The organism is Robiginitalea sp. SC105 (genome assembly GCF_014243345.1).
GTDB lineage: Bacteria > Bacteroidota > Bacteroidia > Flavobacteriales > Flavobacteriaceae > Robiginitalea.
Genome location: NZ_JACLZF010000002.1, coordinates 1,198,556 through 1,222,864, shown reverse-complemented (window position 1 = coordinate 1,222,864; position 24,309 = coordinate 1,198,556). Strand labels below are relative to the sequence as shown.

Annotated in this window: 26 protein-coding genes; 13 read left to right on the top strand and 13 right to left on the bottom strand. The window is 55.3% G+C overall.

What is annotated here, in order from left to right; translation table 11 throughout:
• Positions 1-186 precede the first annotated feature (186 nt).
• Complete coding sequence (locus tag H7F20_RS14405; RefSeq protein ID WP_185786862.1) at positions 187-1,089, top strand: hypothetical protein; 903 nt, start codon at positions 187-189, stop codon at positions 1,087-1,089.
• Here the strand turns inward: H7F20_RS14405 and H7F20_RS14400 are convergent.
• The gene (locus H7F20_RS14400; RefSeq protein ID WP_185786861.1) at positions 1,055-3,409 is read right to left on the bottom strand and encodes an FdhF/YdeP family oxidoreductase; all 2,355 of its coding nucleotides are present in this window, start codon (positions 3,407-3,409) and stop codon (positions 1,055-1,057) included. The genes H7F20_RS14405 and H7F20_RS14400 overlap by 35 nt on opposite strands.
• 154 nt (positions 3,410-3,563) lie before the next feature.
• Here H7F20_RS14400 and H7F20_RS14395 point away from each other — a divergent pair, with 154 nt between their 5' ends.
• From H7F20_RS14395 to H7F20_RS14385, 3 genes are all read left to right on the top strand, one after another.
• The gene (locus H7F20_RS14395; RefSeq protein WP_185786860.1) at positions 3,564-3,701 is read left to right on the top strand and encodes a hypothetical protein; all 138 of its coding nucleotides are present in this window, start codon (positions 3,564-3,566) and stop codon (positions 3,699-3,701) included.
• Between the two features lie 69 nt (positions 3,702-3,770).
• Positions 3,771-4,985 (top strand): multidrug effflux MFS transporter, encoded by a 1,215-nt coding sequence (locus H7F20_RS14390; RefSeq protein WP_185786859.1) that lies wholly within the window; start codon positions 3,771-3,773, stop codon positions 4,983-4,985.
• A 169-nt stretch (positions 4,986-5,154) separates the two neighbouring features.
• Positions 5,155-6,114, top strand: a complete 960-nt coding sequence (locus H7F20_RS14385; RefSeq protein ID WP_185786858.1) for a TerC family protein — start codon at positions 5,155-5,157, stop codon at positions 6,112-6,114.
• A 1-nt stretch (position 6,115) separates the two neighbouring features.
• Here H7F20_RS14385 and H7F20_RS14380 read toward each other — a convergent pair whose 3' ends face one another.
• A complete protein-coding gene (locus tag H7F20_RS14380; protein ID WP_185786857.1) occupies positions 6,116-6,409 on the bottom strand; it encodes a hypothetical protein in 294 nt (97 codons plus the stop codon).
• Positions 6,410-6,613: 204 nt separating this feature from the next.
• Between H7F20_RS14380 and H7F20_RS14375 the strand changes: the two genes are divergently transcribed.
• Both H7F20_RS14375 and H7F20_RS14370 read left to right on the top strand, forming a co-directional pair.
• Entirely contained in the window at positions 6,614-6,919 is a 306-nt protein-coding gene (locus tag H7F20_RS14375) for an HPF/RaiA family ribosome-associated protein (RefSeq protein ID WP_185786856.1), read from the top strand.
• A gap of 48 nt (positions 6,920-6,967) precedes the next feature.
• Positions 6,968-7,363 (top strand): arsenate reductase family protein, encoded by a 396-nt coding sequence (locus H7F20_RS14370; protein WP_185786855.1) that lies wholly within the window; start codon positions 6,968-6,970, stop codon positions 7,361-7,363.
• 199 nt (positions 7,364-7,562) lie between these two features.
• On the opposite strand, the gene H7F20_RS14365 is transcribed toward H7F20_RS14370, so the two are convergent.
• The 10 genes from H7F20_RS14365 to H7F20_RS14320 form a co-directional block, all read right to left on the bottom strand.
• Positions 7,563-7,817: an acyl carrier protein gene (locus tag H7F20_RS14365; protein WP_185786854.1), complete on the bottom strand. Its 255-nt coding sequence runs from the start codon at positions 7,815-7,817 to the stop codon at positions 7,563-7,565.
• Positions 7,818-7,821: 4 nt separating this feature from the next.
• Positions 7,822-9,096: a beta-ketoacyl synthase gene (locus tag H7F20_RS14360; RefSeq protein ID WP_185786853.1), complete on the bottom strand. Its 1,275-nt coding sequence runs from the start codon at positions 9,094-9,096 to the stop codon at positions 7,822-7,824.
• Positions 9,093-9,518, bottom strand: coding sequence for a 3-hydroxyacyl-ACP dehydratase FabZ family protein (locus H7F20_RS14355; protein WP_370588514.1), 426 nt, complete (start codon positions 9,516-9,518; stop codon positions 9,093-9,095). The genes H7F20_RS14360 and H7F20_RS14355 overlap by 4 nt, the downstream gene beginning before the upstream one ends.
• 35 nt (positions 9,519-9,553) lie before the next feature.
• Complete coding sequence (locus tag H7F20_RS14350) at positions 9,554-10,351, bottom strand: SDR family oxidoreductase (RefSeq protein ID WP_255444106.1); 798 nt, start codon at positions 10,349-10,351, stop codon at positions 9,554-9,556.
• Positions 10,352-10,381: 30 nt separating this feature from the next.
• Entirely contained in the window at positions 10,382-11,443 is a 1,062-nt protein-coding gene (locus H7F20_RS14345) for a type III polyketide synthase (protein ID WP_185786851.1), read from the bottom strand.
• Positions 11,444-11,448: 5 nt separating this feature from the next.
• A complete protein-coding gene (locus H7F20_RS14340; protein ID WP_185786850.1) occupies positions 11,449-12,156 on the bottom strand; it encodes a methyltransferase domain-containing protein in 708 nt (235 codons plus the stop codon).
• Positions 12,153-13,268 carry an NAD(P)/FAD-dependent oxidoreductase gene (locus H7F20_RS14335; RefSeq protein ID WP_185786849.1) on the bottom strand — a complete coding sequence of 372 codons (1,116 nt, stop codon included), beginning with the start codon at positions 13,266-13,268 and terminating at the stop codon, positions 12,153-12,155. The genes H7F20_RS14340 and H7F20_RS14335 overlap by 4 nt, the downstream gene beginning before the upstream one ends.
• 68 nt (positions 13,269-13,336) lie before the next feature.
• Complete coding sequence (locus H7F20_RS14330) at positions 13,337-14,032, bottom strand: OmpA family protein (protein WP_185786848.1); 696 nt, start codon at positions 14,030-14,032, stop codon at positions 13,337-13,339.
• Between the two features lie 3 nt (positions 14,033-14,035).
• Positions 14,036-14,518, bottom strand: a complete 483-nt coding sequence (locus H7F20_RS14325) for a lipocalin family protein (RefSeq protein WP_185786847.1) — start codon at positions 14,516-14,518, stop codon at positions 14,036-14,038.
• 105 nt (positions 14,519-14,623) lie between these two features.
• Positions 14,624-16,621 (bottom strand): thiamine pyrophosphate-dependent enzyme, encoded by a 1,998-nt coding sequence (locus H7F20_RS14320; protein ID WP_370588513.1) that lies wholly within the window; start codon positions 16,619-16,621, stop codon positions 14,624-14,626.
• Positions 16,622-16,717: 96 nt separating this feature from the next.
• Between H7F20_RS14320 and H7F20_RS14315 the strand changes: the two genes are divergently transcribed.
• The 5 genes from H7F20_RS14315 to H7F20_RS14295 all read left to right on the top strand — a co-directional run bounded on the left by H7F20_RS14315 (position 16,718) and on the right by H7F20_RS14295 (position 20,756).
• Positions 16,718-17,668, top strand: a complete 951-nt coding sequence (locus H7F20_RS14315; RefSeq protein WP_185786846.1) for an isopenicillin N synthase family oxygenase — start codon at positions 16,718-16,720, stop codon at positions 17,666-17,668.
• A 6-nt stretch (positions 17,669-17,674) separates the two neighbouring features.
• Positions 17,675-18,010, top strand: a complete 336-nt coding sequence (locus tag H7F20_RS14310; protein ID WP_185786845.1) for a translation initiation factor — start codon at positions 17,675-17,677, stop codon at positions 18,008-18,010.
• A gap of 85 nt (positions 18,011-18,095) precedes the next feature.
• Complete coding sequence (locus H7F20_RS14305; RefSeq protein WP_185786844.1) at positions 18,096-19,028, top strand: DUF1835 domain-containing protein; 933 nt, start codon at positions 18,096-18,098, stop codon at positions 19,026-19,028.
• A gap of 1 nt (position 19,029) precedes the next feature.
• Positions 19,030-19,896: a nucleoside phosphorylase gene (locus H7F20_RS14300; RefSeq protein WP_185786843.1), complete on the top strand. Its 867-nt coding sequence runs from the start codon at positions 19,030-19,032 to the stop codon at positions 19,894-19,896.
• Between the two features lie 11 nt (positions 19,897-19,907).
• Positions 19,908-20,756, top strand: coding sequence for a substrate-binding domain-containing protein (locus H7F20_RS14295; protein ID WP_185786842.1), 849 nt, complete (start codon positions 19,908-19,910; stop codon positions 20,754-20,756).
• A gap of 91 nt (positions 20,757-20,847) precedes the next feature.
• Here H7F20_RS14295 and ung read toward each other — a convergent pair whose 3' ends face one another.
• Positions 20,848-21,513 carry a uracil-DNA glycosylase gene (gene ung, locus H7F20_RS14290; protein ID WP_185786841.1) on the bottom strand — a complete coding sequence of 222 codons (666 nt, stop codon included), beginning with the start codon at positions 21,511-21,513 and terminating at the stop codon, positions 20,848-20,850.
• A 145-nt stretch (positions 21,514-21,658) separates the two neighbouring features.
• Here ung and H7F20_RS14285 point away from each other — a divergent pair, with 145 nt between their 5' ends.
• Entirely contained in the window at positions 21,659-23,833 is a 2,175-nt protein-coding gene (locus tag H7F20_RS14285) for a DNA mismatch repair protein MutS (protein ID WP_185786840.1), read from the top strand.
• 40 nt (positions 23,834-23,873) lie between these two features.
• A complete protein-coding gene (locus H7F20_RS14280; protein WP_185786839.1) occupies positions 23,874-24,287 on the top strand; it encodes a thiol-disulfide oxidoreductase DCC family protein in 414 nt (137 codons plus the stop codon).
• The last annotated feature ends 22 nt before the right edge of the window (positions 24,288-24,309 follow it).

Genomic DNA, 24,309 nt, shown 5'->3' with positions numbered 1-24,309 from the left:
ACGGATTAGGGCGAATAGTGTTATTGCAACAGCCAATAATATGCGACGCGGTTTCATCTATGGAAGTTTGGTTCTTACTAATTAGAAGGAATCCGCACCAATTTGTTACATCAGGGGATAAACCGGAAGGATCCTACCGGGCCGAAAACAGAATTTAATGCCTATCTTCCGGCCAGGTTTTAACCGATGAAACACACCCTTGCCGGATTGGCCTTTTTCTTCTTCCTGTCGGCCCAAAGTCAGGAATACATCGACATTCTGAACCTGAGTTACGGCTACTCCCCGGAAACCGGCTATGAATCGGGTGAGGGAACCACCCGAATCAACCACGCGGACCTCAGCCTTTTTATCCCGATCCCACTCACGGAAAAAACAGCATTGATTACCGGCGCCATCGGCACGCTGAACCGCCTGAAGCCTTATCCGGGATCCGAATATATCGCCCTGTACAACCTGGGGGCGACCCTTGGGTTGAATATCGAACACGCCAATTACTGGTCTTCCCTGCACCTGCTGATCCCCAAGGAGGCATCTTCCTTCCAGTATGGCAGGTCCAGGTTCCAATTGGGTACCCTGCAATTGCTGCAGAAAAAACTGGGGGACCACAGGAATTTCAGTTTTGGTTTTTATATGAATACGGAGGAATACGGGATAATGTTCGTGCCAATTGGAGGGTTCTATTACCGGCATCCGGATGATTTGTGGGAAGTCAGCGCCCTGTTGCCCTCCCGTGGGGATATCAACATCCGCCTGCAGCCCAAACTCCGGGCCGGGCTCACATTCGACGGGCTTGGCAGCTCCTTCCCCATTGAAAATGAAGACTACGGAAAAGCCTATGTGCAGCGTATTTCAAACGACCTGAGCCTATACCTGCAGTACCGGTTGACCCCATCCCTGATTTTTGCAGTGCGCAGCGGGTACTCAATCAACCGTTCTTATCGCATTTACGCCGCAGACGACAAGGTAAAGGTATCCATCGCCAACATCTTTATCCGGGACCCCCGGATGATCCTGAATGAATCCGTCAAGGGCGGGTTTATCTTCAATTTCCGTTTTACCTACCGCCTGCACCTGGCCTCCCGGGATTAGGACGATCGGTATGATCCCCTCCCACCCCCGGGTGCACGCGGATCCGAACCGATTTGCTGATGGGGGTCTGGCTGTGGTCGGCGTACTGGTCATGGGGAATCAGCGGGTTGGTTTCCGGGAAATAGGCAGCGGTACAACCTTTTGGTATCTTGTAAGGAAGGGCCAGGAAGTTTCGCACCCACCGGACTTTCCCGTCATAGTCACTGCTGATCCTTATGGTATCACCGGGTTTGAGCCCGCGGGCTTCCATATCCTGGGGATGCATCAGCAGAACCCGTCGTTCATTGTAGATCCCCCGGTACCGGTCGTCCAGGCCGTAAATCGTCGTATTGAACTGGTCGTGTGAGCGGATCGTCATAAGTAAAAGTTCCCCGGGGCCTAACCGGTGGTCAGGCAGTTCGTTGCAGGTAAACCGGGCCCTACCCCCTGGTAGGCTGCTGAAATCCCGTTCCCGGGCATTGTTGGGCAGGTAATAACCGGGTCCCTCCGAGCGGCTGGAGGTATCTACAAAACCTTTGGCAACCCGATCAATGGCCCGGCGAATTTTATCGTAGTCGTTCCCGAATTCGCGCCAGGGCACGGGGTGGTCCTTTCCCAGGCAGACGATTGCCAGTTCGCAGATCAGGCGGGGTTCGCTTTTCAGGCCCGCAGCTGCCGGTTTCAGTACGCCCCGGGTACGTCGTACACGTCCCATGGAGTTCTCCACGGTCAGAAACCCCTGCTCCCCTCCTGCCGCATCCTTTTCGCTGCGACCGAGTACAGGCAATATAAGTGCATTGCGTCCTGTGATCAGGTGGCTGCGGTTCAGTTTGGTACTGACCTGAACGGTCAGGTCACAGCGCTGCAGGGCCCGGGCCGTATAATCTGTGTCTGAGGCTGCCATGGCAAAATTTCCGCCAAGCGCCATAAATACCCTGGCGCGCCCCTCCTCCATCGCCTGTATCGCTTCCACCACGTCCACGCCTTTTTTTCCGGGAGGCGTAAACCCCAGGTATTTTTCAATACGCTGGTTCAACTCCGGGTCCACGAAATGCTGGATCCCGACCGAGCGGTCTCCCTGCACATTGCTGTGGCCACGTACTGGGCAGGTACCCGCAAATGGCTTCCCGATAGCCCCCTTGAGCAGGAGCAGGTTGACGTATTCCCGGATGGTGGCCACCCCGTTGCGGTGCTGGGTTAGGCCCATGGCCCAGCAGATTATAATGTTTTCTGACCCGGCCAACCACTCACCTGCAAGTTCCACATCCCTGGGATTCAGGCCGGTTTGCCGGATCAGATCCTGCGTGGAGTACCTGCCAAGATCTTCTACCAACGCTTCATATCCATTAGTATAAGTATCTATAAACGTTTTATCTACGCATTTACCTCCTCTTGCCTCTTTTTCCAATAACTGTTTTAACCATGCCTTTACCAGGGGGATGTCCTCGTTGATCCGAACCGGCAAATGCAGGTCTGCCAGTGTGGTTCCTTTGGCCAGGAGGCCCGATACCTGCTGGGGGTTTTTAAACCGGATGAGTCCCGCCTCTTCCAGCGGGTTGATGCTGATTATCCGCCCGCCATTGCGCTTGCATTTCTCCAGGGCGGAAAGCATCCTCGGGTGGTTGGTTCCCGGGTTCTGGCCTGCAATAAGAATCAGATCGGCACCGTGGAGGTCCTCCAGTTTCACACTGCCCTTTCCAATGCCCAGGGTCTCGCCAAGGGCCACCCCACTGGACTCATGGCACATATTGGAACAATCCGGGAGGTTATTGGTTCCCAGGGCGCGGGCAAACATGCCATAGAGGAAAGCGGCCTCATTGCTGGAGCGGCCGGAGGTATAGAAAATGGCCTGGTTCGGGTGGTCGAGGCCCCGAAGGGAATCCGCCACCATCGCATAGGCCTCCTGCCAGGAAATGGGCTCGTAATGACAGCTCCCCTCCCTGAGCACCATGGGTTCCGTGAGTCGCCCCAATGCATTGAGCTCATAGTCGCTCCGGCGGGAAAGGGCCCCTACCGAGTGGGCGCGAAAGAATGCCGAATCGATTCGGGAGGTGGTTGCCTCATCTGCCAGGGCCTTTGCCCCGTTCTCGCAGTATTCCGCAACCCTGGAGGGCTTTTCAGGATCCGGCCAGGCACAACTGGGGCAATCAAAGCCGTCCTGCTGGTTCAATTTCACAAGCGGCCTGATGGACCGCAGGACGCCCATTTCCCGAAAACTGTGTTCCAGCGCTTTTTGTACAGCAGGCATCCCTGCCGCATAATCCTTGGGCTTTCCCTGCCGGAGCCCGGTAAATGCTTCTGGCCCCCGGACCCAGACGCCCCTTCTGGCCACATCATCCATAATTCAGCTTTTTACAGCGTACGGAATGTCCGTACCAACCGAAAGATACGATATACGAAGCAGGATATAAACATGGTACCAGAACGAAGCCAGAATCACGTAAAATGCGGATTATCGGCAGGTAAGGAGTATTTTTGGTTAAACCCTGTTAATCATGAAAAACCTTCTTCGGGCCATCCTTGCTGGCGTAGGCGCCAAAAAGATCGGGGGTGGCCGGTGTGGATGTATCGGCACCATCGTGGTCTTCATTGTTCTCTACTGGCTTCTTGGCTATGTCTTTGAGCTCTTCTGACCACGGGGGGACACCGTAAACAGCCAATAGCCCCACTTAAGCTGCCGGAAGATTCCCTACTTTTGCCCAATGGAAACCAATCGCGGGCAACACACGGAGTTTATCGCCCTGATGGCGGCACTCATGTCGATCGTTGCCCTTGCCCTCGACGCCCTGTTGCCGGCCCTGGACATCATCGGTATTGCCGTGGGGAACGCGGACCCGGCAGCCAACCAATTATTGATCACCCTTTTTTTTCTGGGGATGGGAACGGGCCCGCTCCTTTTTGGCCCCATATCGGACAGCGTGGGGCGTAAACCGGTGGTGTACATCGGGTTTGCCATTTTTATTGCTGCCAGTGCCCTTTGCGTCATGGCCCGGAGCCTGGAACTGATGATTGTCGGCCGCATCCTGCAGGGGATGTCCCTGTCCGCCCCGAGGACCATTAGCATCGCCATGATACGGGATCGTTTCAGCGGGGATTACATGGCCCGTATCATGTCTTTTGTGACCGTGGTCTTTATCCTGGTCCCAGTGGTTGCACCGGCATTGGGAAAACTGGTCCTCGACCATTTTGGCTGGGAAGCCATCTTTTACTTTCAAGTGGTCTTCAGTTTGCTGGTATCCCTGTGGTTCTGGCGGCGACAGCCGGAAACCCTCCCGCTTCGCAACCGCAACACCTTCCAGCCCGGAAGGATCCTTCGGGGGTTCCGGGAAGTAATGGGGTATCGCCGGACCATGGTGTTTACGATTATCTGGGGGTTCATTACAGGCTCCTTCCTGGTATACCTGAGCACTTCCCAACAGATCTTTGAGATACAGTACGGCATGCCGGAACTCTTTCCCTACCTGTTCGCCGGTCTGGCAATTACCATCGGCACCGCAACACTTATCAACGGCTGGCTGGTGGTGAAGTTCGGAATGCGGCGGCTGATCACCCTGTCCCTTGTTGGTTTTACCCTTAATTCGCTGGCCTATTCCCTTTTTTTTGCCGGGGGAACCAATCCGCCCATCGCCTTTTTGATGGTTTTCCTCGCCCTGCAGTTTTTCGCCGTGGGCTTCCTCTTCGGCAACCTCCGGTCCATGGCCATGGAACCCCTTGGGCATATCGCAGGGATAGGCGCAGCCATTACCGGATTTATCGCCACCCTGATGTCGGTCCCAATCAGTGCCTGGATTGGCAGCCTGGTCATTACCTCTGCCCTGCCCCTTTTTCAGGGTTTCTGTATCTGCGGGGGAATTTCACTGGCCCTGCTGGCCTACAGCAACTACCGCCTTAGAAAGGGTCGCCGGCTTACGCGTTAAGGCCCGGGTTAAGAACTGGGTAATGGCCCTGGATACAGCCCTGGCCTGCCCTCCCCAGGTGGCGGGAGTGCCGGTTTTGTCGATCGGGCACAGGTTTTTTTGTATCCCGCCTTATTGGCCCGCCTCATATCCCGCAGATGTGTATCTTTGCGGCAAAAGGTAGTTCCTCATGTTGATTTGGGTCTCGTTTATTACCCTTGTTGTCATTTTCCTCGCCCTGGACCTGGGTGTTTTCAATAAAAAAGACCACATAATCCGTTCCCGGGAAGCTGCTGGTTGGACGTCCCTGTGGGTATCCGTGGCCCTTGGTTTCAGCGGGGTGGTCTACTGGTTGTTTTCGGCCGGCCTGGTGGAAAACCCCAGCAACCTGACCCCGGGAAATGCCACGCTGAAATACATCACGGGGTACCTGATTGAACTTTCCCTGAGCGTGGACAACGTATTTGTGATCGCCGTGATCTTTTCTTCCTTTGCCATACCCCCGATTTTCCAGCACCGGGTGCTTTTCTGGGGGATCCTCGGGGCCATCATCTTCCGGGGGCTCATGATCATCTTTGGGGTGGCCCTGATCAACAAATTTGACTGGATCACCTATGTGTTCGGGGTTTTCCTGCTCTATACCGCCTTTAAGATGATCCGCTCTGTCGAACACGATTTTGATCCGAAAAAATCCCTGGTCTTCCGCCAGCTCAAGCGAATATTCCCGGTGACATCCCGCCTCTACGGGCACGATTTCTTTATCAGGCGTATGGGGATCATCGCAGCGACCCCCCTGTTTATCGCCCTGGTGGTCATCGAGCTTACGGACATCCTCTTTGCTCTGGACAGCATCCCGGCCATCCTGGCGATCACTTCCGATCCCTTTCTGGTCTTCAGCTCAAACATCCTGGCGATCCTCGGGTTGCGTTCCATGTATTTCCTGATTTCGCGCATGCTGCAGAAATTCCGGCACATCAATTACAGCCTCGTGGTGATCCTCGCCTTTGTAGGCCTTAAAATGTTGTTTTCCCACCAGATTGAAGTGCCGGAGTGGATTTCCCTGACAGTGATTGCTTTGAGCCTTATAACCGGCGTGCTTACTTCCCTTTTGCGCCCTGTGGATGAAGGAGGGGACTCCAATGCAAACTGAATCAGGCCCGGGTTTCCCGGATATAGGAAAAGACCTCCTTCTGTAACTGACTGAATTCGGCAACCAAAGAAAGGGGCAGCGAATGGTGACGGCATTCCCGGCACCTGGCTTCAAAGGTGAGTAACCGGTCGCAGAGTTCCCTACGAACTGAAAAGAGTCTTTCTGTATGGGGTTCGTAGTGATAAGATACTATCAGGCTGCGCAAACACACGGCTTCGCGGAGCAAACGCATAATTTGCTCGCTTCGGGGAATATGGCTTTCTCTCTGTATGGTCATGTAGCTGATGGAATGCATGAGTAAATCGGTTTTGGCGTATAAGATTTACGTGGCAGGTGAGGTATACGGATGTTTGGGATTGCCGTTTGTTCCAAAAAAGAAATCTCCATGCGGAAAGGGAGCATCTATGCAGTCTGCCTTTGTTCAAACCAGTTCGTTTTTGGGGTCCGATTATTTGGAAATGGGGCGCCCGAAATGTATCTTTCTTGTAAATATTTTGAAATGGATATCAACTTTGAATACGATGGGGTCACCGCCAGCAAACGGCTGGAAGAACTGGCCGCTGCCAGGATCGACAAAATGGTGGACAAATACGATTTTATTGTCCGTGCCGATGTATTTTTCAAGAAGGAAAATACGTCGAGCCCCGAAACCGGCAGGATCTGCAATATGCGCCTGAGCCTGCCTGGCCCCCGCTTGTTCGCAGAAGCCAGCACAGCCAGCTTTGAGGCCTCCATAGCAAAAGCCTCCGATGATTTGGGGAGGCAATTGAGCAAACGCAAGGAAAAGATGAAAAGCCGGTCCTGACCGGTACAGGGAATGACTGGCCCAAGCCGGTCTGATAATAAAAATAGAATGAGCGTTTTGGCAACAGACGACAACCAGCTGACATTGATCTACAATTCTGAAACCCGGCTTGGAAAACAGGCCCTGGGTTATCTTCAGGGCGCAGACAGGGCCATCCAGGAACTGGATATTTCAAAGACGAAACTGGCGAATACCGTCTGGGTAAGTTTACAGGAAAAACTTGCCAAACCCTTTAACGAAATGCTCGCCGTGGATCATCCGGATGCCCCGGATACAGGTAGCGGGGACCTGCACCCGGACGACTGGCTGAAAATGTTGAATGAGAACCCGGTACTGCTTCAAAACCCTATCGCAATTGCCGGCAATAAAACGCTCCAATTGAGCACCCCGTCCGAACTGGTTCAGTTTTTCCGGCCCAACTCTGCGGGGCTTCCCAAGCTATAAATGCCATTCCAGGACCTCCCGGGATTAGATATCCGGCCTGGCGGGGTGCTCCTCCCTCTGCCTGACCGGGAAACGCGAATAGATCCACGTGATGCACAAATTGCCCAACGGGAAATACGCCGCAAAAAACAAGGTCATGGCAAGTGCAAAATTCCGGACCCCAAAAAAATGAATTCCAGGCAGCCCGCCCAAAACCCAATCAGGTATTTCCGAGCTTGGTGTCAATGATCCGCAAGGCATCCGACACGGAATGCATCTGTTGCATATCCGTGTCTTCAAGGCGGATATCGAAACGGTCCTCCACGTCCAGCACAATATCCACCAGGTGGGCAGAATTGATGTTGAGTTCTTCAATCAGCAGGCTTTCAGGCCCGATCCCGGAAGGATCGATATCCTCTGGCAGGTAGGGAAGGATGATTTCCCTCAGGGTGGCATAATGAGCGTGATCTTTCATAGCATCAGGTGTTGTGCCTGCTAAAAATAATACATGAATTGACGTCGCCGAAACCAAAACTTGCTTTTGCGGCAATATTTACCTGATGGTTCCGGCTTTTGACGGGTACGCAGGCGGGATCGATCTGCCGGCTGATTTCCGGGTGCAGGTCACTGGCGTTGGTGTTTCCATAGATAACTCCCTGACTGAGTTGCAGCACGGTTCCCACGGATTCCATGCTGCCCGAGGCTGCCAGGCCATGACCAAGGACATCCTTGGAGGAATTGATCAGGGGAAAATCCCTGCCGGACCGTCCCAGGGCCTGGCACCAGTTCCGGATTTCCTCCGGATCCCGCGTGGTGGCCGTCAGGTGCCCGTTGATCAGGTCGATGGCTCCTGAATCCACCCCGGCATCCTCCAAAGACCCCCGTATGCAGCGACGAACCCCTTCGGCATTGGCTGCCGTCATGGAACCGCCGCCCCGTTGACCCCCGTTGTTTACAGCCCCGCCGAGTATTTCGGCATAAATACGGGCGCCACGACTGCGGGCACTTTCCAATGATTCCAGGAGTAAAGCGCCAGCCCCGGACCCCGGGACAAAGCCCGAGGCCCTAGCCGACATCGGCCGGCTGGCCGCTGCCGGATCTGCCGGATCCAGGGAAGACAAGATGCGCATGGCGTCAAAGCCTCCCCAGATATAGGGCCCGGAATCGGAACAACTCCCCACCAGCATCCGCAGTGCCCTGCCCTGCCGGATATGCCAGGAAGCCTGAAGAATGGCTTCGGTGCCCGTGCTGCAGGCCGAAGAATTGGCGCTGGCCCAATTGCCACACCCCAGCTTGCCAGCCAGCCAAGCACTTACCCCGCTGCCCATAGTCTGGGGCACCGTGGTACTCCCCAAACGGCGCACATTCCCCGCATCTACCTGCATCACCGCTTCCCGGAAGGTATCGACCCCCAGGATCCCGGTCCCGAAAAGCACCCCCGTATCCCAATCCGGTTCCTCCGGAGGAGCAACGTCCAGGCCTGCATCATACCAGGCTTCCTGTCCCGCCATGGCCCCGTAAATCAACCCGGTCGCCGTAAGGCCGCGTCTTTCAAGGGCCGAAAAATAACGTTCCATTATATCCTGGGGAACCTCAGGGGCGGCTCCCAGTGGACATCGGAAACCAAGTTGCCGAAGGGTTTCCATGTAGCGTATCCCGGACCTCCCCCGGAACATAGCCTCCGAAAATTCGGAAATACCTATTCCGTTCGGCGCACAAATGCCCAGGCCGGTAACCACTACGCGCTGTTTCATGGATTTCCCTTTTGAATCATCCCCGATATTTGGCCCTTGCAGGCCAATTCATTGGCTTCGTTGAAGAGTTGTACCCGGCAACGCAGCTTCCCAAAGCGGAAATACTCCTTCCGGCTGACCACGCGAACCCGTTCCCCGGGGAGAACGGGCCGGAGAAAATCCATGTCCGAATCGGAAAGTGCAAAAGCAGGTGCCCCGGGTGCCGCGGTGACTGCGGACTGTGCAGCCAGGTAAATCCCCAGGCAAACCACGCCGATTTGCGCACAACATTCCGTCAGCAAGACCCCCGGGGTAACCGGGTACTGCGGAAAATGCCCCTGGTAAAACCAGCTGTCCGGCGGAAACGTATAATACCCCTCCGCCCCTTCCGGTCCTACGGAAATGAGGTTATCCACAAACAAGAAGGGCTTGCGGTAGGGCAACTGATCAAGAATATTTTGAAGGACATTTTCCATGGTCAACAAAGCCTTTCTCCTCCGTCTGCGCAAATGATGTTTCCGGTAATCCAAGCTGCTTCGGGGCGGCTGAGCAAGTAGATGGCGTCTGCCACATCTCCGGGTTGCGTAAGCCTTCCGCTGGGGTTACGGCGGACAGCGTGTTCCAGCAATTCACCGGATCCGGGGATCCGCCTGACTGAATCCGTATCGGTGACACCAGCCTGAATGCAATTGACCCGGATGCCTTCCCCGGCCCATTCCACAGCCATCTGCCGCACAAGTGACTCCAGTGCCGCCTTGGCGGCACCTACTGCACCATAGGCCGGCAGTATCCGCCTGCTACCCTCACTGGTCAGTGCCAGCAGGCTGGCATTATCTGAAAGAAGCCCGAGTTCCTTCAATTCCCTGGCCCAGTCGTAGAATGCAAATGCCATGGCTTCTGCGGTAATTTCAAGGTCCCTGCCGGTAAGCACGGCTTCGCCTGCTTCCACGGACATGGGTTTGAGGTTTCCCCTGGCAATACTGTAGACCACCAGGCCCAGTTTCTCCCCCGGCCCGAGCCATTCCCCGGAAAGCGCTTCCTGTATACGGCTACGACCCTCCCTGCCTATGGCATCGCAATTCATATGCCGGACCCGGGCGCCTTTTGCCTTCAGGTCCTCAAATTCCCCATGAATGGCATCCAGGTCCTTTCTCGGGTCACGGTGTGCCACCGCTACCGGGAAGCCTACCCCTGCCAGTTTTTTTACAGCGGCCATGCCCAGTCCTTTGCTTCCCCCCAAAATTAGCGCCCAATCCTTTGAAGTATCCTGCAACATAAACGTTGTAACTATTTGTATTTCAATTTACTATTTGTCAAAACTGAGGAGTACGCGCTGGGCGGTGAATCCCGGCCCGAAACTCAGCATGAGGGCCAAACCGGGTTCCAGGTCCGGATCCTCCATAAAGGCTTGTAGCACATAAAGGACGGTCGCACTGCTCATATTGCCGTACCGCCTAAGGACCTCCCTCGTCTTGTCGATGTTGGCCGCCTGTTCCCTGAACAGGCTTTCCACGGTTTCCACAATTTTCCGGCCCCCTGGATGGAAGACAAGGTGCCTCAAATCTGCCTTCCCGTAACCTGCACTTTCCAGGAATGGCCCGAGGAGTTTTTGGAAATTCCCGGCAATGGCCTCAGGCACTTCAGGATCCAGCACCATTTTGAGGCCGTGGTTGGTCAGATCAAACCCCATCAGGTGCGTGGTGCCGGGAAAATGGTACATCCCCTCTGAAACAATCCGGGGACCCGTGGCGTCTTCCTCATTGCTGAGCAATACACAGGATGCGCCATCGCCGAAAATGGCCGCACTGATAATGTTAGCCATGGAGTGGTCCGTATGCTGAAAGGTGGCCGCAGGGGATTCAACGGCCAGGACCGCTGCTCTGCGGGCACCTCCGGCTTTCAGGAAGCGGTTCGCGTAGATCAGTCCGGACACCCCGGCCACGCATCCCATTTCCGTTACGGGCAACCGGATGATGTCTCCGCGCAGCCCGAGGTCGTTGATCAGGTAAGCGTCCAGGGAAGGGATCATGATGCCGGTGCAACTTACCGTTATAAGTATATCCAGGGATTCAGGGGACCATCCGGATGCCTTGAGCGAATTGTTTATCGCCTGTTTCCCGAGTTCCTTTGCGCCGGCTGCATAGCTACGGTTCTTTTCCTCAAAACTCCCCGGGGTAAATACCTCCGGCAGGTCCATAATACCGTATCGCCGGTCCACCCCTGCCCCTTCGAATATTTTCAAGGCCTTGCGCCTGAGCCTTTCGGGTTCTTCCCCCAGCCAGGCATCGACATAAGGCAGTATTTCTTCGGTCGTACGGCAGAAAGCGGGCAGTGCCCTACGGGCCGTAACAATTCGTACATCATTCATAGCAATTATTTATCGGGCTCCAGTATCCACAGGTACCTGAAGGCCCATCGCCACCTGAGGCTAAAACGCGTATCGGGAAGTACGGCCGATATCCGTTCGATATCCCGGCGGCAAAACGCCCGCAGGATGGATATTTTACCGTCTGAAACAGCCACTGGCGACTTCATAAAAATAAGCCCAAAAAGGCAGAACAAATAATATGCCGCGGGATTCCGGTTCAAATCATTGATAATTATAGCTTTGGGTGACTGGCCCATCCAATTCCGGAGCAGTTTGCCGATATCCGCATCCGAAAAGTGGTGCAGAAAAAGGTTGCAGATCACCAGGGCACCGGAAGGCAATTCGGGCAGTTCCAGGATATCGTGGCGTTCAAAACTGATTTCAGGTAAATCCTGGGCCTCCTCCCGGGCTTTTTCGAGGCTTTTGGGGTTGAAGTCCCAACCGGTGAGCCGCACGTTTAGTTGCCGGTCCCTGCAGTGCCTGGCCAAATAAATGAGGAAGTCCCCGTCCCCGCAACCAATATCAACGATATGGAGCGGGTCCCCGCCGGCAGCTTCCAGGTAGGGCTCCAGGCCGGCGAGGCTTGTCCGGTACCCCCCAAGGAATCGATTGACCCTCCGGATATCGGACAGGGCCAGGGCAAGTTGTTGCCTGTCCAGGGCCAGGTCGTCCATTTGTTCGGGTGCGGAACTGCGGGATGCGAAGCGGTTCATACCTCCTGTATTTTACCATGGGTTTCGGATACGATCCTGGGAACCAAGCCGGGGAAGTGCCCGGAAAGACCCACCAGGTAATCCGTTATCCGCGACCGGGTCAATACCCATTGCAGCGTCCTGCCCCATCGCAGGCGGGAACGGAATTCACTTTTCCAGGCCAGCTCGTACGCCCTGGCGAGATCGGCAAAGCTCCCGGATCCCCGGGGGCGGTTTTCCAGGATTTCCCTGGCCAGGATCCGGCCGCTCAGCACAGCCATTGCCATTCCGTTGCCGGTGAGCGGGTGGATGAGCCGTGCAGCATCACCGGCATAGAGGAGTCCGTCCCCGCTTTTATCCTTGGGGGCAAAGGATATCTGGGAAATAACCAGGGGGCGCCTGAACAGCGGCTCCCGGCTTTCCAGTACCGCCTTCAGGCCCGGGTGGCGGGCAATCAGGTGGTCCGTACAGGCTTCCGGGCTTCCCGAGGTACGGAAGTGGTCCGCCCGGATGAGATAGCAAAAATTCACCGCGCCGGTTTCGGTGCATGAAAGTCCGCCGTAGCCTCCGGGAAAAGTATACAGGCCCACAAGGTCTTCGGGGAAGTCTGCGCGATAGTGGCTTTTAATGGCCATCCACCGGGAGTTGTTTTGAAAAAATGGGCGTTCCTGTTGGCGGTCCAGGTTGCTTCGCTTGCCCCAGGCAGCGATCAGGAGGCCTGTGTCAAAACAGCCCGAATCGGCCTGTACCTCAACGCCTTCCGCCCTGGTCCGGAGTTGCCTGACATTGCCGAACTCAAAACGGGCACCCAATTGGCAAGCAACCTCGTAGAGGCGGTTATCCAGGGCGTAGCGGCTGATACCAATCCCCCCGAGGGGCAACCCGACTTCTACGGCAGCACCCTTCAGGGATTGCAACCGGAGCCGGCGGATGGCCGGGGCATCCCCCAGCGATACCCCGAGGGATTCCAGATAAGGCACTACTTCCGCAGACAGGTACTCCCCACACACCTTGTGCCGGGGGTACGGGTGTTTTTCAAAGACCCGTACCTGCTTTCCGGCGCGGGAAAGCTCAATAGCCGCCACCAGGCCCGAAAGCCCGCCTCCCACAATACCGATCTCCGCAGATTCCATTTCCGGAAGTTACGGGAAATAAAAAAATCCCGGCGGCGGGCCGGGATTTAATTAAACAGGAAATACGATTAGTTTCCGCCTGTTTCCTTCCGGGCTTCTTCCTTCAGGGCTTCGCTGGCAATAATTCCCAATTCGACACGGCGGTTCTGGGCTTTGCCCTCGGCCGTTTCATTGGTGGCCCTGGGCTGGTTTTCGCCGTACCATTTGACGGTGAAGCGGTCCGCATCAATCCCCTGCGCAATCAGGTAGTTGGCAACAGACTCTGCGCGGCGCTGGCTCAGGCTCATGTTGTAGTCTTCCGGGCCCGCACTATCCGTATGCCCTTCGACCAGGATGACGCTTTTGGGATATTCCTTGAAGATGCCGGCCAGTTTGTTCAGGGTGGTCACTGAAGCCCCCTCAATGGCTGACTTGTTTGTGGCAAAGTGCACGCCCTGGTCCTGGGTGAAGGTCACGTTGATCCCCTCTCCCACTCTTTTGACCTCCGCCCCGGGGAGTTCCTCCTCGATGCGTTCCGCCTGCCGGTCCATCCGGTCGCCGATATAGCCGCCGGCCACACCGCCGACCACACCTCCGATGATCGCGCCCAGGACCGTATTGCCCTTGCCTACATTGTTGCCGATGACCCCGCCGATGACGGCGCCGCTGCCGGCGCCAATGACGGCTCCCTTTTGTTTGTTGTTTGCATTTTTAACGGTATTGCAACCGATCGCCAGGCCCAGTATAAGGACCCAACTGGCAATTCGTATACTTTGGATTTTCATTTGTTACTTTTTGATAAATTGATAGATCACGCTTACCGGTTGCCCGTCGACGCGGACGTTGGAGCGCATTTCCATTTCGGATGCCGTTAGTTTTTCAAGCGTCATGCGATAGCCGTAGCCTCCGGAAACGTCCTTCCGGTTCTCGTCGATGAATTTGAACTGAAAGGTCGGGTTATAGCTTTCCGGTTGTTCAATGACGGACCACCGGAAAAACCGGTCACCCCCGTTGCATAGGCTCCCCTGCTCGATGGTATAACGGCCGGTACTGTTGTTGTCCCGGAAAAACCACTCGCTTCCCTCGTAGCAGATGGCATCCGCATCGTCAAAAAGGGTGGCCTTGAAGGTGCCCTGGTTGTTCGCATACACAATATCGGTGAGTGTCCAGGTACCGCTGATCAGGTTGCGTTTCTCCCTTACATCTTTGCTGATGGAACAGGACTGCATGGCTACCACGGCCAATAGCATAAATAGGCTTGTTTGTCTCATATAATTTGATTTGTCCAATATATACGTAGGACGCGGGCTTACAGATGTCTCAAACAGATATAGTTGTTACGGCAATCCAGAATCAGAAGGGGTTTCGGTGCGTATTCAGTAGGCCAACAACTCCCTGAGTGCTGCCCGCAACCGGGCCTTGGGGAGGTACCCCGCTTCCAGGCTCCTGGCAAAAGGCACAGGTGTTTCAAGGGAACCAACGCGGCGGGTAGGGGCATCCAGGTACTCAAAGCAGTTTTCCGCTATCATGGCCGCCAGGTCCGAGGCGATCCCCCCGAAGAGGCTGTCTTCCTGCAGCAACAGGACCTTTCCGGTACGGCGCACCGAGGCAAAGACCGCTTCGGTATCCAGCGGGCAAAGGGTGCGGAGATCCAGCAGGTCCACGTCTTTCAGCCCCAATTCGTCGATTGCCTCCAGGGCCCAGTGTACCCCGGCACCATAGGTGATCAGGCTGACGGAATTGCCCTCCCTGAGATGTCCGGCACGGCCAAAGGGGAGGGTGTAATAGTCTGCAGGTACCGGCCCGTAGAGGGAGCGGTATAGCCCCTTGTGCTCGAAGAACAGCACCGGGTTGGGGTCGTTGATCGCGGTGGCCAGCAAGCCCTTGGCATCGGCCGGAAACGCCGGATAGGCTATTTTCAGGCCGGGAACCTTGGTAAACCAGGCTTCATTGGTCTGGGAATGGAAGGGGCCGGCCCCCACGCCGGCGCCACAGGGCATCCGGATCACCACATCCGCAGGTTCTCCCCAGCGATAGTGTACCTTGGCCAGGTAGTTGACAATGGGGTTGAAACCCGAAGTCACAAAATCCGAGAACTGCATCTCCACTACGGCCTTCATGCCCCCGAGTGACAATCCCATCCCCGCAGAGACGATGGCGGATTCGCAGATTGGCGTATTGCGGACCCGTTCTGTGCCAAAGGCTTCGGCAAAGCCCTCGGTCACCTTGAACACTCCCCCGTAACCAGCGATATCCTGTCCCATCAGGACCAGGTTATCGTGGCGCTCCATACTCTGTCTCAGGCCCTGGGAGATGGCGTCCACCAAACGGATGTCTTCTGTTTTTTCGGATGTTTTAAACTCCTCATAATCAAATTTTTTAAATACATCACCTAACTCAATACTTTGATCAAAATCAACGGCCCCCTCCTGAAAGGCCCGATCCAGTTCCCTGTCAATTTCCTCCTGGATTTCCTTCTTCATCCGAACCTCCTTCACCTCGCTTAAGAGGCCGCTGTTGCGCAAGTGGATGGCGAAATTTTCAAGCGGGTCGCGACTGGCCCAGTGTTCCAGCAGGTCATCCGGCACATAACGGGTACCACTGGCTTCTTCATGCCCGCGCATCCTGAAAGTCTTGAATTCGATCAGAACGGGGCGGGGCCGGCTGCGCATGCTTTCACATAATTCCCGGATTGCGGAATACACCTCGAGGATGTTATTGCCATCGAGGATATGCGCCTCCATCCCGTATCCGCTGCCGCGGTCGGCCAGGTTCTCACAGTGGTACTGTTCAGATACAGGCGTTGAGAGGCCATAGCCGTTGTTCTCAATGCAAAAAAGCACCGGCAACCCCCAAACCGATGCCACATTCAGCGCCTCGTGAAAATCCCCCTCACTGGTCGCCCCTTCCCCGGTGAAGACCGCAGTCACCTGTTGGCGACCCTGCAGCAAATCTGCCAGGGCAATCCCATCAGCCACCCCCAGCTGGGGTCCCAGGTGGGAAATCATCCCTACGATCCGGTGCTCCATACTCCCGAAGTGGAAGCTTCGGTCCCTCCCCTTGGTAAAACCGCTCGCTTTCCCCTGCCACTGGGCAAACAACCGGTACAGGGGGACGTTCCTGGATGTAAAAACCCCCAGGTTCCGGTGCATGGGAAGGATAAACTCCTCCGGCCGCAAGCTGGCCGTGACACCTACGGAAATCGCTTCCTGTCCGATCCCGCTGAACCATTTGGAGATCTTACCCTGTCGCAATAAAATCAACATTTTCTCTTCGATCAGCCGTGGGCGCAACATGTCGCGATACAGCTGAAGCTGCACTTCCCCGGGTACCCGGAAGGCAGTGTAATCCAATTTATCAGAGGTGTTTTCCATGATCGTATCAACGGGGGATTCCGGCACAAATCTACATATTCAAAGGCAAGATGGCCTATTATTTTATTAACTTTGATCCCGGAAACGCATCTCTTTATGGACCACATCCCGAGCGCAGACCTGCGCGATTTCATCTCCGGCGACCCAGAGCGGAAAATGGCATTTGTAGACCAGCTTGGAGGGGCTTTCGAAGAAATAGGCTTTGTGGCCCTCAGCGGGCATTTCCTGTCCGATGAGCTTGTGGCAGACCTCTATCGGGAAGTCAAGAACTTCTTCAGCCTCCCGCCGGATGTCAAGGCGAAATATGAAATCGAGGGGATCGGCGGGCAACGCGGCTACACGTCCTTCGGGAAAGAACACGCCAAGGGCCGGAAAGCAGGCGACCTCAAGGAATTCTGGCATTTTGGGCAATATGTGGAAGCGGATCCCGAACTGGAAAGGGAATACCCGGAGAATGTCCAGGTTTCCGAATTGCCCGAATTCAATAAAGTTGGAAGGGAAGCCTACAAAATGCTCGAAAAGACGGCCAGATATGTGTTGCGTGCCCTGGCACTGCGCCTGGAACTCCCGGAAAATTATTTCGACCCCTACATCCGCAACGGGAATTCCATCCTCCGCCCCATCCATTATCCGCCCATTACCGAGGAGCCGAAGGACGCCGTACGTGCGGCCGCCCATGGGGACATCAACCTGATCACCCTGCTTATGGGGGCCCACGGACGGGGATTGCAGGTACAAAACCACCGGGGGGAATGGATCGATGCCATCGCGTCCAGAGACCAGTTGATGATCAATGTCGGGGATATGTTGTCCCGATTGTCCAACAACCGGCTAAAATCCACGATTCACAGGGTGGTAAACCCACCCCGGGAGCTTTGGGGGACTTCCCGCTATTCCATCCCGTTTTTTATGCACCCCATCAGCAGCATGCCTCTCAATTGCCTGGAACACTGCATCGACGAGGAGCATCCCAAGGGCTTTGAAGATATTACGGCCGGGGAATTCCTTCATGAGCGGTTGGTCGAACTGGGGCTTGTCAAAAAATAACACAGCATGGACCTGAGCGACCAACTCAAAAACCTGTTTCCCGACCACGAGCCGGAGCCGGAACCTGACAGCCCCGAAAGCGGCGACCCCAATCCCGTATGGATGCAGGAGGCCCCTATCCGCTGTGTATATGAAAAAAGGCGCGGGAAACCTGTCACCATCCTGGAGGGCTACACCGGGGCCGATTCGGATTTTAACACCCTGACGCGCGAAATCAAGAAAACCCTTGGCGTTGGCGGCTCCTACAAGGACGACAGGATCCTGATTCAGGGAGACTATCGGGATCAAATTATGGAACTCCTTAAGGATAAGGGGTTTAACGTAAAGCGTGTCGGCGGTTAACCCGAAGAGTATCTGTTAATTATTTTTGGTATTAATCGATGAAGTGTTACATTTATGGGTCAGAACCGCAACCAATAGTCCGAAAATGAGTTCCCAATTGCACATAACGAACGGGGATAGTTTTACCCAGCGATTACAAGAACTGAAGTTGAAGGGGGACATTATTACCTGGCGGGAAATGCTCTGTGAAGGAAAGACGGAGACCAACGTGGGTAGTGAGGCGTTTTGGAAAACCCGGTTCGATTTTCTCCACAAGAACTACAATGTCAGCAAATCCTGGTTTATCGAAAAGACGCTGAAGGAGTATCGTTCCCTATGCAACCACAAGCAGCAGGATGAAATCGTTCTCTGGTTCGAATACGACCTGTTTTGCCAGATCAACATGCTGGCTGTGATCAGTTGGTTGAAAACCCACCGCAGGCATGCACAGATCACCCTGGCCTGCAGCGGGAACCAGGAATCCGGGGAACAATTGCTGGGGTTGTCCGAACTGGATGAGGACCAGATCCGTAAACTATACGACCAGCGGGTGGAACTTTCACAGGACGATATCGAATATGCGGATTACGTCTGGCAACTCTACTGCAGTGACAATCCGATACGCCTGGAAAACCTGACCGATTTCGAAAATTACCACTTCGATTACCTGGAGAATTCGATACAGGCCCACCTGAAGCGGTTCCCCTCCATACGGAACGGCCTTAACGAACTGGAAAACCGCGTCCTTAAGGCTGTGGCGGATGAGAAACCAACCAGCAAGAAAGCCCTGATGAAATTCCTTTTGAACAACCAGGGATGGTATGGTTTCGGGGATTCGCAATACCAGCGGATCCTGACCAATCTCAAACCTCTTTTCAGCTCGTTCAGCCCGGTCCGGCTCAACAAAACAGGCAAGGACATCCTGGACCGCAAAACGAGCTATTACTCAGTGATCCGCGACAATGAAGCCTATCTGGGCGGCGCCCTTAAATACAACTTCCTATACAACACAGATTCAGGGCGCATCCTAAAACTCTGACATGTCCCTGGAGCCCTCCGAACTCATCCTGAATGCGGATCGCTCCGTCTACCACCTGAAATTATTGCCGGAAGATATTGCCGAAACCATCCTCCTGGTAGGTGACCCTGAACGGGTGCCCCGGGTTTCCAGGCATTTCGACACCCTGGAATGCACCAAATCCAACCGGGAATTCACCACCCACACCGGATACCTGGGCCCGCACAGGCTCAGCGTGGTTTCCACCGGTATTGGTACGGATAATATCGATATCGTCCTCAACGAACTGGATGCCCTGGTCAATATCGATTTCCAAACCCGAATGCCGAAAAGTTCACTTACCCGTCTTCGGCTGGTACGAATGGGCACGTCAGGTGCCCTGCAGGAAGACATCCCCTTAGATTCCTTTCTTTTAAGCGATTACGCAGTGGGATTTGACGGTTTGCTTCATTATTACCAGGGAGAACACCTGCAGCGTGCTGACATGCAATACCGGCTGCTGGATTTTATGAAATGGCCAGTAATGCATGCCGTGCCCTACGTGGTCGCGGCGGATCCGGAGTTGACTGCACAGGTAGACGGGCCGGGAATATTCCGAGGGGTTACAGCTACCAACCCCGGCTTCTATGCCCCCCAGGGAAGATCCCTCCGCCTGCCGCTTCAACAGGCAAATTTCCTGGAACGGCTGGCTGCTTTCCGTCACGGCGATCTCCGGATTACCAATATGGAAATGGAAACCGCAGGCATCCTGGCGATGGCCGGCCTGCTCGGGCATTCCGCAGCTTCCCTGAGCGCTATCCTGGCCAACCGGCTGCGGGGGGAATTTTCAAAATCACCCGAACAGACCATTGACCGCCTGATAAACCACACCCTGGATGCCCTCTTTTAAACCTGTACACCATGTCTGAGCCCATCCGAATTGCCGGCGTACCCGAACACTTCAACCTTCCCTGGCACCTTGCATTGCAGGAAGGGGCGTTCGCTGAACGGGGCATTGACCTGGAATGGACAGATATCCCCCAGGGTACCGGGAAAATGTGTGATATGTTGCGCACAGGAAGTGCCGATATGGCCCTGCTGCTGACAGAGGGATTCGTCAAGGCGGCTGCCGAAGGCCTGGATGCCGTCATTGTCCAGGAATTTGTTGCCTCCCCCCTGCACTGGGGGATCCATGTGGCCCAAAACAGCCGCTTCCGTGAGGTGGGGGAATTGGCATCTGCCCGGGCGGCAATCAGCCGTTACGGCAGCGGCAGCCATCTGATGGCTTTCGTCAATGCAAAAAACCGCGGTTGGGATACCGGTATGCTGCGCTTCGAGGTGGTTGATACGCTGGAAGGTGCCGTATCTGCCCTCACCGCCGGAGAGGCGGATTACTTTATGTGGGAGCGCTTTACCACACAGCCCTTGGTGGATTCTGGGGTTTTCCGGCGACTGGGGATTTGCCCCACCCCCTGGCCTTGTTTTATTTTAGTGGCAGGAAGGGCGTTTGCGGCCGAAAATGCCGGAATCCTCAATCACATCCTGGAGGTCATCAACACCTTCACCGTGGAATTTAAATCAATCCCCAGCATCGACAGGACCCTGGCCCTGCGTTACGGCCAGCAACTTGACGACATTCGCTCCTGGCTTTCGGTCACGGAGTGGAGTCAGGACCAAATAAATATCCAGGTTATTGAAAACGTGGTTGATACCCTTTTTGATTTAAAGTTAATTTCTAATAAACCCGCAGCAAGTCAGTTGCTGAGGTAAGCCCGCGTTTTTCCTGTAAATACAGCCTCCTCAATCGGCGCGACCGAATCGGCACCTCCATAGGCCTGGCTTTTACAGTGTGGCTTGCCCCCTACCAGTCGATGGGTTCCCGACCCTGCTCCCTGAGGATGTCATTGGCCTTCCCAAAGTGCCCGTTGCCAAACCAGAGGCCGCGGTTGGCACTGAGGGGCGAAGGATGGCCCGAAGTCAGGATGTGGTGCTTTTTTGAATCGATCAGGGGTGCCTTGCGCTTGGCATAACCGCCCCACAGGAAGAAGACCAGGTTTTCCCTTTCCGCCGCCAGCCTTTGGATCGCGGCATCCGTAAAAGTCTCCCATCCCTGCTTCTGGTGACTGCCGGCCTGATGCGCCCGGACCGTAAGGGTGGCATTCAGCAGCAATACGCCCTGCCGCGCCCATCGGCCCAGGTCACCGCTTTCGGGATACGGCTTATCCAGGTCCTGCTGAATCTCCTTGAAAATATTGACCAGGGAGGGCGGATGGGGAATCCCGTCCCTCACCGAAAAACACAATCCATTGGCCTGGCCCGGGCCGTGATACGGATCCTGGCCTATAATGACCACTTTTGCAGCCTCCGGGGCGCAATGGTCAAAGGCCGCAAAGATCTCCTGCCCCCTGGGATAGCAGGAATGGGTGCGGTACTCCCTCTTTACAAATTCGGCCAGGTCGCTGAAATACGGTTTCTCAAACTCCGGCTGCAGGAGCTGCTTCCAGGAATTGTCAATTTTCACGTTCATGTTAAACAGGGCATTCCTTCTTGATATAAAGCCTGCAAGGTACAAAAACCCATAAGGAAGCACATCGCATAAATAGTTCGTGAAACGGCACCGCCCGCTGGTTTTACCATGGCATTCCTTACCTTTGGCTGGTTGTTTTTATACTGTGAAACGCATAACCAAAAAAACACTGGAGGATCTGGAATTCCCCCAGGTCCTGAGGCAGTTGGAAGCTTTCTGCCATACGGACCCGGGCAGGTCGGCCGTCCGGGCAATGGCACCCTACCGGGAGACCGCTTCTTTGCACCAGGCGCTCAACAGGACGTCCGAGTATTTGGCATCCTTTGAAAATGACAATACCATCCCCAACCACGGGTTTGAACCGCTGGACGAAGCCCTGGGGATGCTCAGGGTGGAGAACAGCCTGTTGCCGGTGGAATCCTTCCGCCATATGGCAGACCTCGCCGGGCTTATCCGCGACCACCAGAAGTTTTTCCAAAAGTTCGCGGAATACTACCCGGAATTGCATGCCTGGGTATCGCAGGCCACCTTCCACAGCATCATCCCCGAACGCATTGGGAGCGTAATCGACCGTTTCGGGGAAATACGGGACGATGCCTCCGACGCCCTGCAGGATATCCGCCGGAAGATGAACCAGGCCCGTGAGGGAATCAACAAGAGCTTCAATGCCGCGCTGGCCTCCTGCCAGCGGGCAGATTACCTCGATGAGATCCGGGAATCGGTGGTGGAAAACCGTCGCGTGCTTGCCGTAAAGGCCATGTACAGGCGCAAGGTAAAAGGCAATGTGCTGGGCACCTCCAAAACAGGGAGCATCGTTTATATAGAGCCGGAAGCCACCCAGCGGCTGAGCCGGGAATTGCAGTTGCTCGAACTGGACGAGCGGGACGAAATCCACCGGATCCTCCGGGCACTTGGCGGGGTAATGCGGGAATATATCCCGGACCTGGCCCGCTATCAGCAAATCATGACGGAGATCGACCTTACCGCCGCAAAGGCCCGGTATGCAGGGAAATATGGGGGCAGGTTGCCGGAAATCAACGAGGAGCGACGCCATTTCCTCAAGGAAGCCTATCACCCGCTTCTCCTGCTCAGCAACCGGAAACAGGGGCTGCAAACGTGGCCACAGACCATTGAACTCCATCCGGAGAACCGGATTATCGTGATTTCGGGCCCCAATGCGGGCGGGAAAAGCATTACCCTGAAAACCATCGGGCTCCTGCAACTCATGCTGCAAAGCGGGATGCTGATCCCGGTACATGAACGGAGTTCCTGCTCCCTCTTCGGCCAGGTACTCACCGATATCGGGGACAACCAGTCTATTGAAAACCACCTGAGCACCTATTCCTACCGGCTGAAAAACATGAATCGCTTCCTGCGGAAATGCGACGGGGACACGCTGTTTCTGATCGACGAGTTCGGTACGGGCAGTGACCCGGAGCTGGGCGGGGCGCTGGCGGAAACCTTCCTGGAAACATTCTATGAAAGGGAATCCTATGGGGTGATTACCACCCATTACGCCAACCTCAAAGCGCTGGCAGGGGAATTGCCTCACGCCAGCAATGCCAATATGCTGTTCGACCGAAAGACGCTGGAACCGACCTTCAGCCTGGAAATGGGGCAGCCGGGAAGCTCCTTTACCTTTGAGGTCGCCCAGAAAAACGGGATCCCCTATAGCTTGATCAACAAGGCCAAGAAAAAGGTTTCCCGTGGCAAGGTCCGCTTTGACGAAAGCATTGCCAAACTCCAGAAAGAACGCAGCAAGATGGCGCAGACCGGGGACCGCCTGCAGGAGGAAGAAAGCAAGGCCCGGGAAGAGGCATCGAGACTGGAGGAACTGAACACCAGGCTCCGGGACAAACTGAGCAGCTACCAGGAACTCTACGACTACCACCAGCGCATGATCCACCTGGGCACCAAGGTAGACAAGGCCGCCGAACAGTATTTCCAGAACAAAAAGAAAAGGCCGTTGATCTCCGAGCTGCTCCGCATCGTGGAAACAGAGAACAGCAAACGGAAAAAGAAGACGGCCCGGGAAAGCGAACAGGAAAAAAAGGAAAAGGCAGCAATTGCCAGGGAGGCCCAAAAGGAGGTTAAGGCCATCCGCAAGAAAAAGGAGGATCGCAAGAAAGAAGCCGCGAAAAAAGAAGCGACCCGGCCAAAACCGGTCCTGAAAATTGGCGACCGTGTCCGACTGCAGGACAGCAAAGCCGTTGGAAGCATCGACAGCATCGAGAAGAACAAGGCCATTGTGAACTACGGGCAGTTTACCACCAACGTGAGTGTGGACCAACTGGAACTGGTGGAGGCGGCCAGGAAATAGATGCTGCGATTTTTAGCTGCTGCCGACGTATCTTTGCATCATGGAAATCCCGCCTGGTAAAAAAATCATCCTTTTCGACGGGGTATGCAACCTCTGCAATGCGGCCGTACAACGGGTTATCCGCAACGACCGGGGGGATGTATTCCGCCTAGCGCCCCTTCAGGGCCCGACAGCCAAAGAGCTCACCCGGGATCGGGGGATAGACACCGCCGAGGTGGACTCGATCATCCTGATTGACCCGGGGGTGGCCTATTACGTCAAATCGGATGCGGCCCTGGAAATTGCCCGGGACCTTCGGGGATACGGGTGGCTGCCGATCCTGACCGGCTGGATCCCCAGGGTTTTACGCGACTGGGTATACGACCTGGTTGCCCGGAACCGGTACGGCTGGTTTGGACGGACCTCCGACTGCATGGTGCCCACACCAGAGGTTCGCGGCAAATTCCTGGAGTAGCCCGCAGCCAGGTTGGCCTCCC

What these genes read in the sequence shown, in the direction of transcription:
- H7F20_RS14405 (WP_185786862.1), top strand. Translation starts at nt 187, where the DNA reads ATGAAACACACCCTTGCCGGATTGGCCTTTTTCTTCTTCCTGTCGGCC.
- H7F20_RS14400 (WP_185786861.1), bottom strand. Translation starts at nt 3,409, where the DNA reads ATGGATGATGTGGCCAGAAGGGGCGTCTGGGTCCGGGGGCCAGAAGCA.
- H7F20_RS14395 (WP_185786860.1), top strand. Translation starts at nt 3,564, where the DNA reads ATGAAAAACCTTCTTCGGGCCATCCTTGCTGGCGTAGGCGCCAAAAAG.
- H7F20_RS14390 (WP_185786859.1), top strand. Translation starts at nt 3,771, where the DNA reads ATGGAAACCAATCGCGGGCAACACACGGAGTTTATCGCCCTGATGGCG.
- H7F20_RS14385 (WP_185786858.1), top strand. Translation starts at nt 5,155, where the DNA reads ATGTTGATTTGGGTCTCGTTTATTACCCTTGTTGTCATTTTCCTCGCC.
- H7F20_RS14380 (WP_185786857.1), bottom strand. Translation starts at nt 6,409, where the DNA reads ATGCATTCCATCAGCTACATGACCATACAGAGAGAAAGCCATATTCCC.
- H7F20_RS14375 (WP_185786856.1), top strand. Translation starts at nt 6,614, where the DNA reads ATGGATATCAACTTTGAATACGATGGGGTCACCGCCAGCAAACGGCTG.
- H7F20_RS14370 (WP_185786855.1), top strand. Translation starts at nt 6,968, where the DNA reads ATGAGCGTTTTGGCAACAGACGACAACCAGCTGACATTGATCTACAAT.
- H7F20_RS14365 (WP_185786854.1), bottom strand. Translation starts at nt 7,817, where the DNA reads ATGAAAGATCACGCTCATTATGCCACCCTGAGGGAAATCATCCTTCCC.
- H7F20_RS14360 (WP_185786853.1), bottom strand. Translation starts at nt 9,096, where the DNA reads ATGAAACAGCGCGTAGTGGTTACCGGCCTGGGCATTTGTGCGCCGAAC.
- H7F20_RS14350 (WP_255444106.1), bottom strand. Translation starts at nt 10,351, where the DNA reads ATGTTGCAGGATACTTCAAAGGATTGGGCGCTAATTTTGGGGGGAAGC.
- H7F20_RS14345 (WP_185786851.1), bottom strand. Translation starts at nt 11,443, where the DNA reads ATGAATGATGTACGAATTGTTACGGCCCGTAGGGCACTGCCCGCTTTC.
- H7F20_RS14340 (WP_185786850.1), bottom strand. Translation starts at nt 12,156, where the DNA reads ATGAACCGCTTCGCATCCCGCAGTTCCGCACCCGAACAAATGGACGAC.
- H7F20_RS14335 (WP_185786849.1), bottom strand. Translation starts at nt 13,268, where the DNA reads ATGGAATCTGCGGAGATCGGTATTGTGGGAGGCGGGCTTTCGGGCCTG.
- H7F20_RS14330 (WP_185786848.1), bottom strand. Translation starts at nt 14,032, where the DNA reads ATGAAAATCCAAAGTATACGAATTGCCAGTTGGGTCCTTATACTGGGC.
- H7F20_RS14325 (WP_185786847.1), bottom strand. Translation starts at nt 14,518, where the DNA reads ATGAGACAAACAAGCCTATTTATGCTATTGGCCGTGGTAGCCATGCAG.
- H7F20_RS14320 (WP_370588513.1), bottom strand. Translation starts at nt 16,621, where the DNA reads ATGGAAAACACCTCTGATAAATTGGATTACACTGCCTTCCGGGTACCC.
- H7F20_RS14315 (WP_185786846.1), top strand. Translation starts at nt 16,718, where the DNA reads ATGGACCACATCCCGAGCGCAGACCTGCGCGATTTCATCTCCGGCGAC.
- H7F20_RS14310 (WP_185786845.1), top strand. Translation starts at nt 17,675, where the DNA reads ATGGACCTGAGCGACCAACTCAAAAACCTGTTTCCCGACCACGAGCCG.
- H7F20_RS14305 (WP_185786844.1), top strand. Translation starts at nt 18,096, where the DNA reads ATGAGTTCCCAATTGCACATAACGAACGGGGATAGTTTTACCCAGCGA.
- H7F20_RS14300 (WP_185786843.1), top strand. Translation starts at nt 19,030, where the DNA reads ATGTCCCTGGAGCCCTCCGAACTCATCCTGAATGCGGATCGCTCCGTC.
- H7F20_RS14295 (WP_185786842.1), top strand. Translation starts at nt 19,908, where the DNA reads ATGTCTGAGCCCATCCGAATTGCCGGCGTACCCGAACACTTCAACCTT.
- ung (WP_185786841.1), bottom strand. Translation starts at nt 21,513, where the DNA reads ATGAACGTGAAAATTGACAATTCCTGGAAGCAGCTCCTGCAGCCGGAG.
- H7F20_RS14280 (WP_185786839.1), top strand. Translation starts at nt 23,874, where the DNA reads ATGGAAATCCCGCCTGGTAAAAAAATCATCCTTTTCGACGGGGTATGC.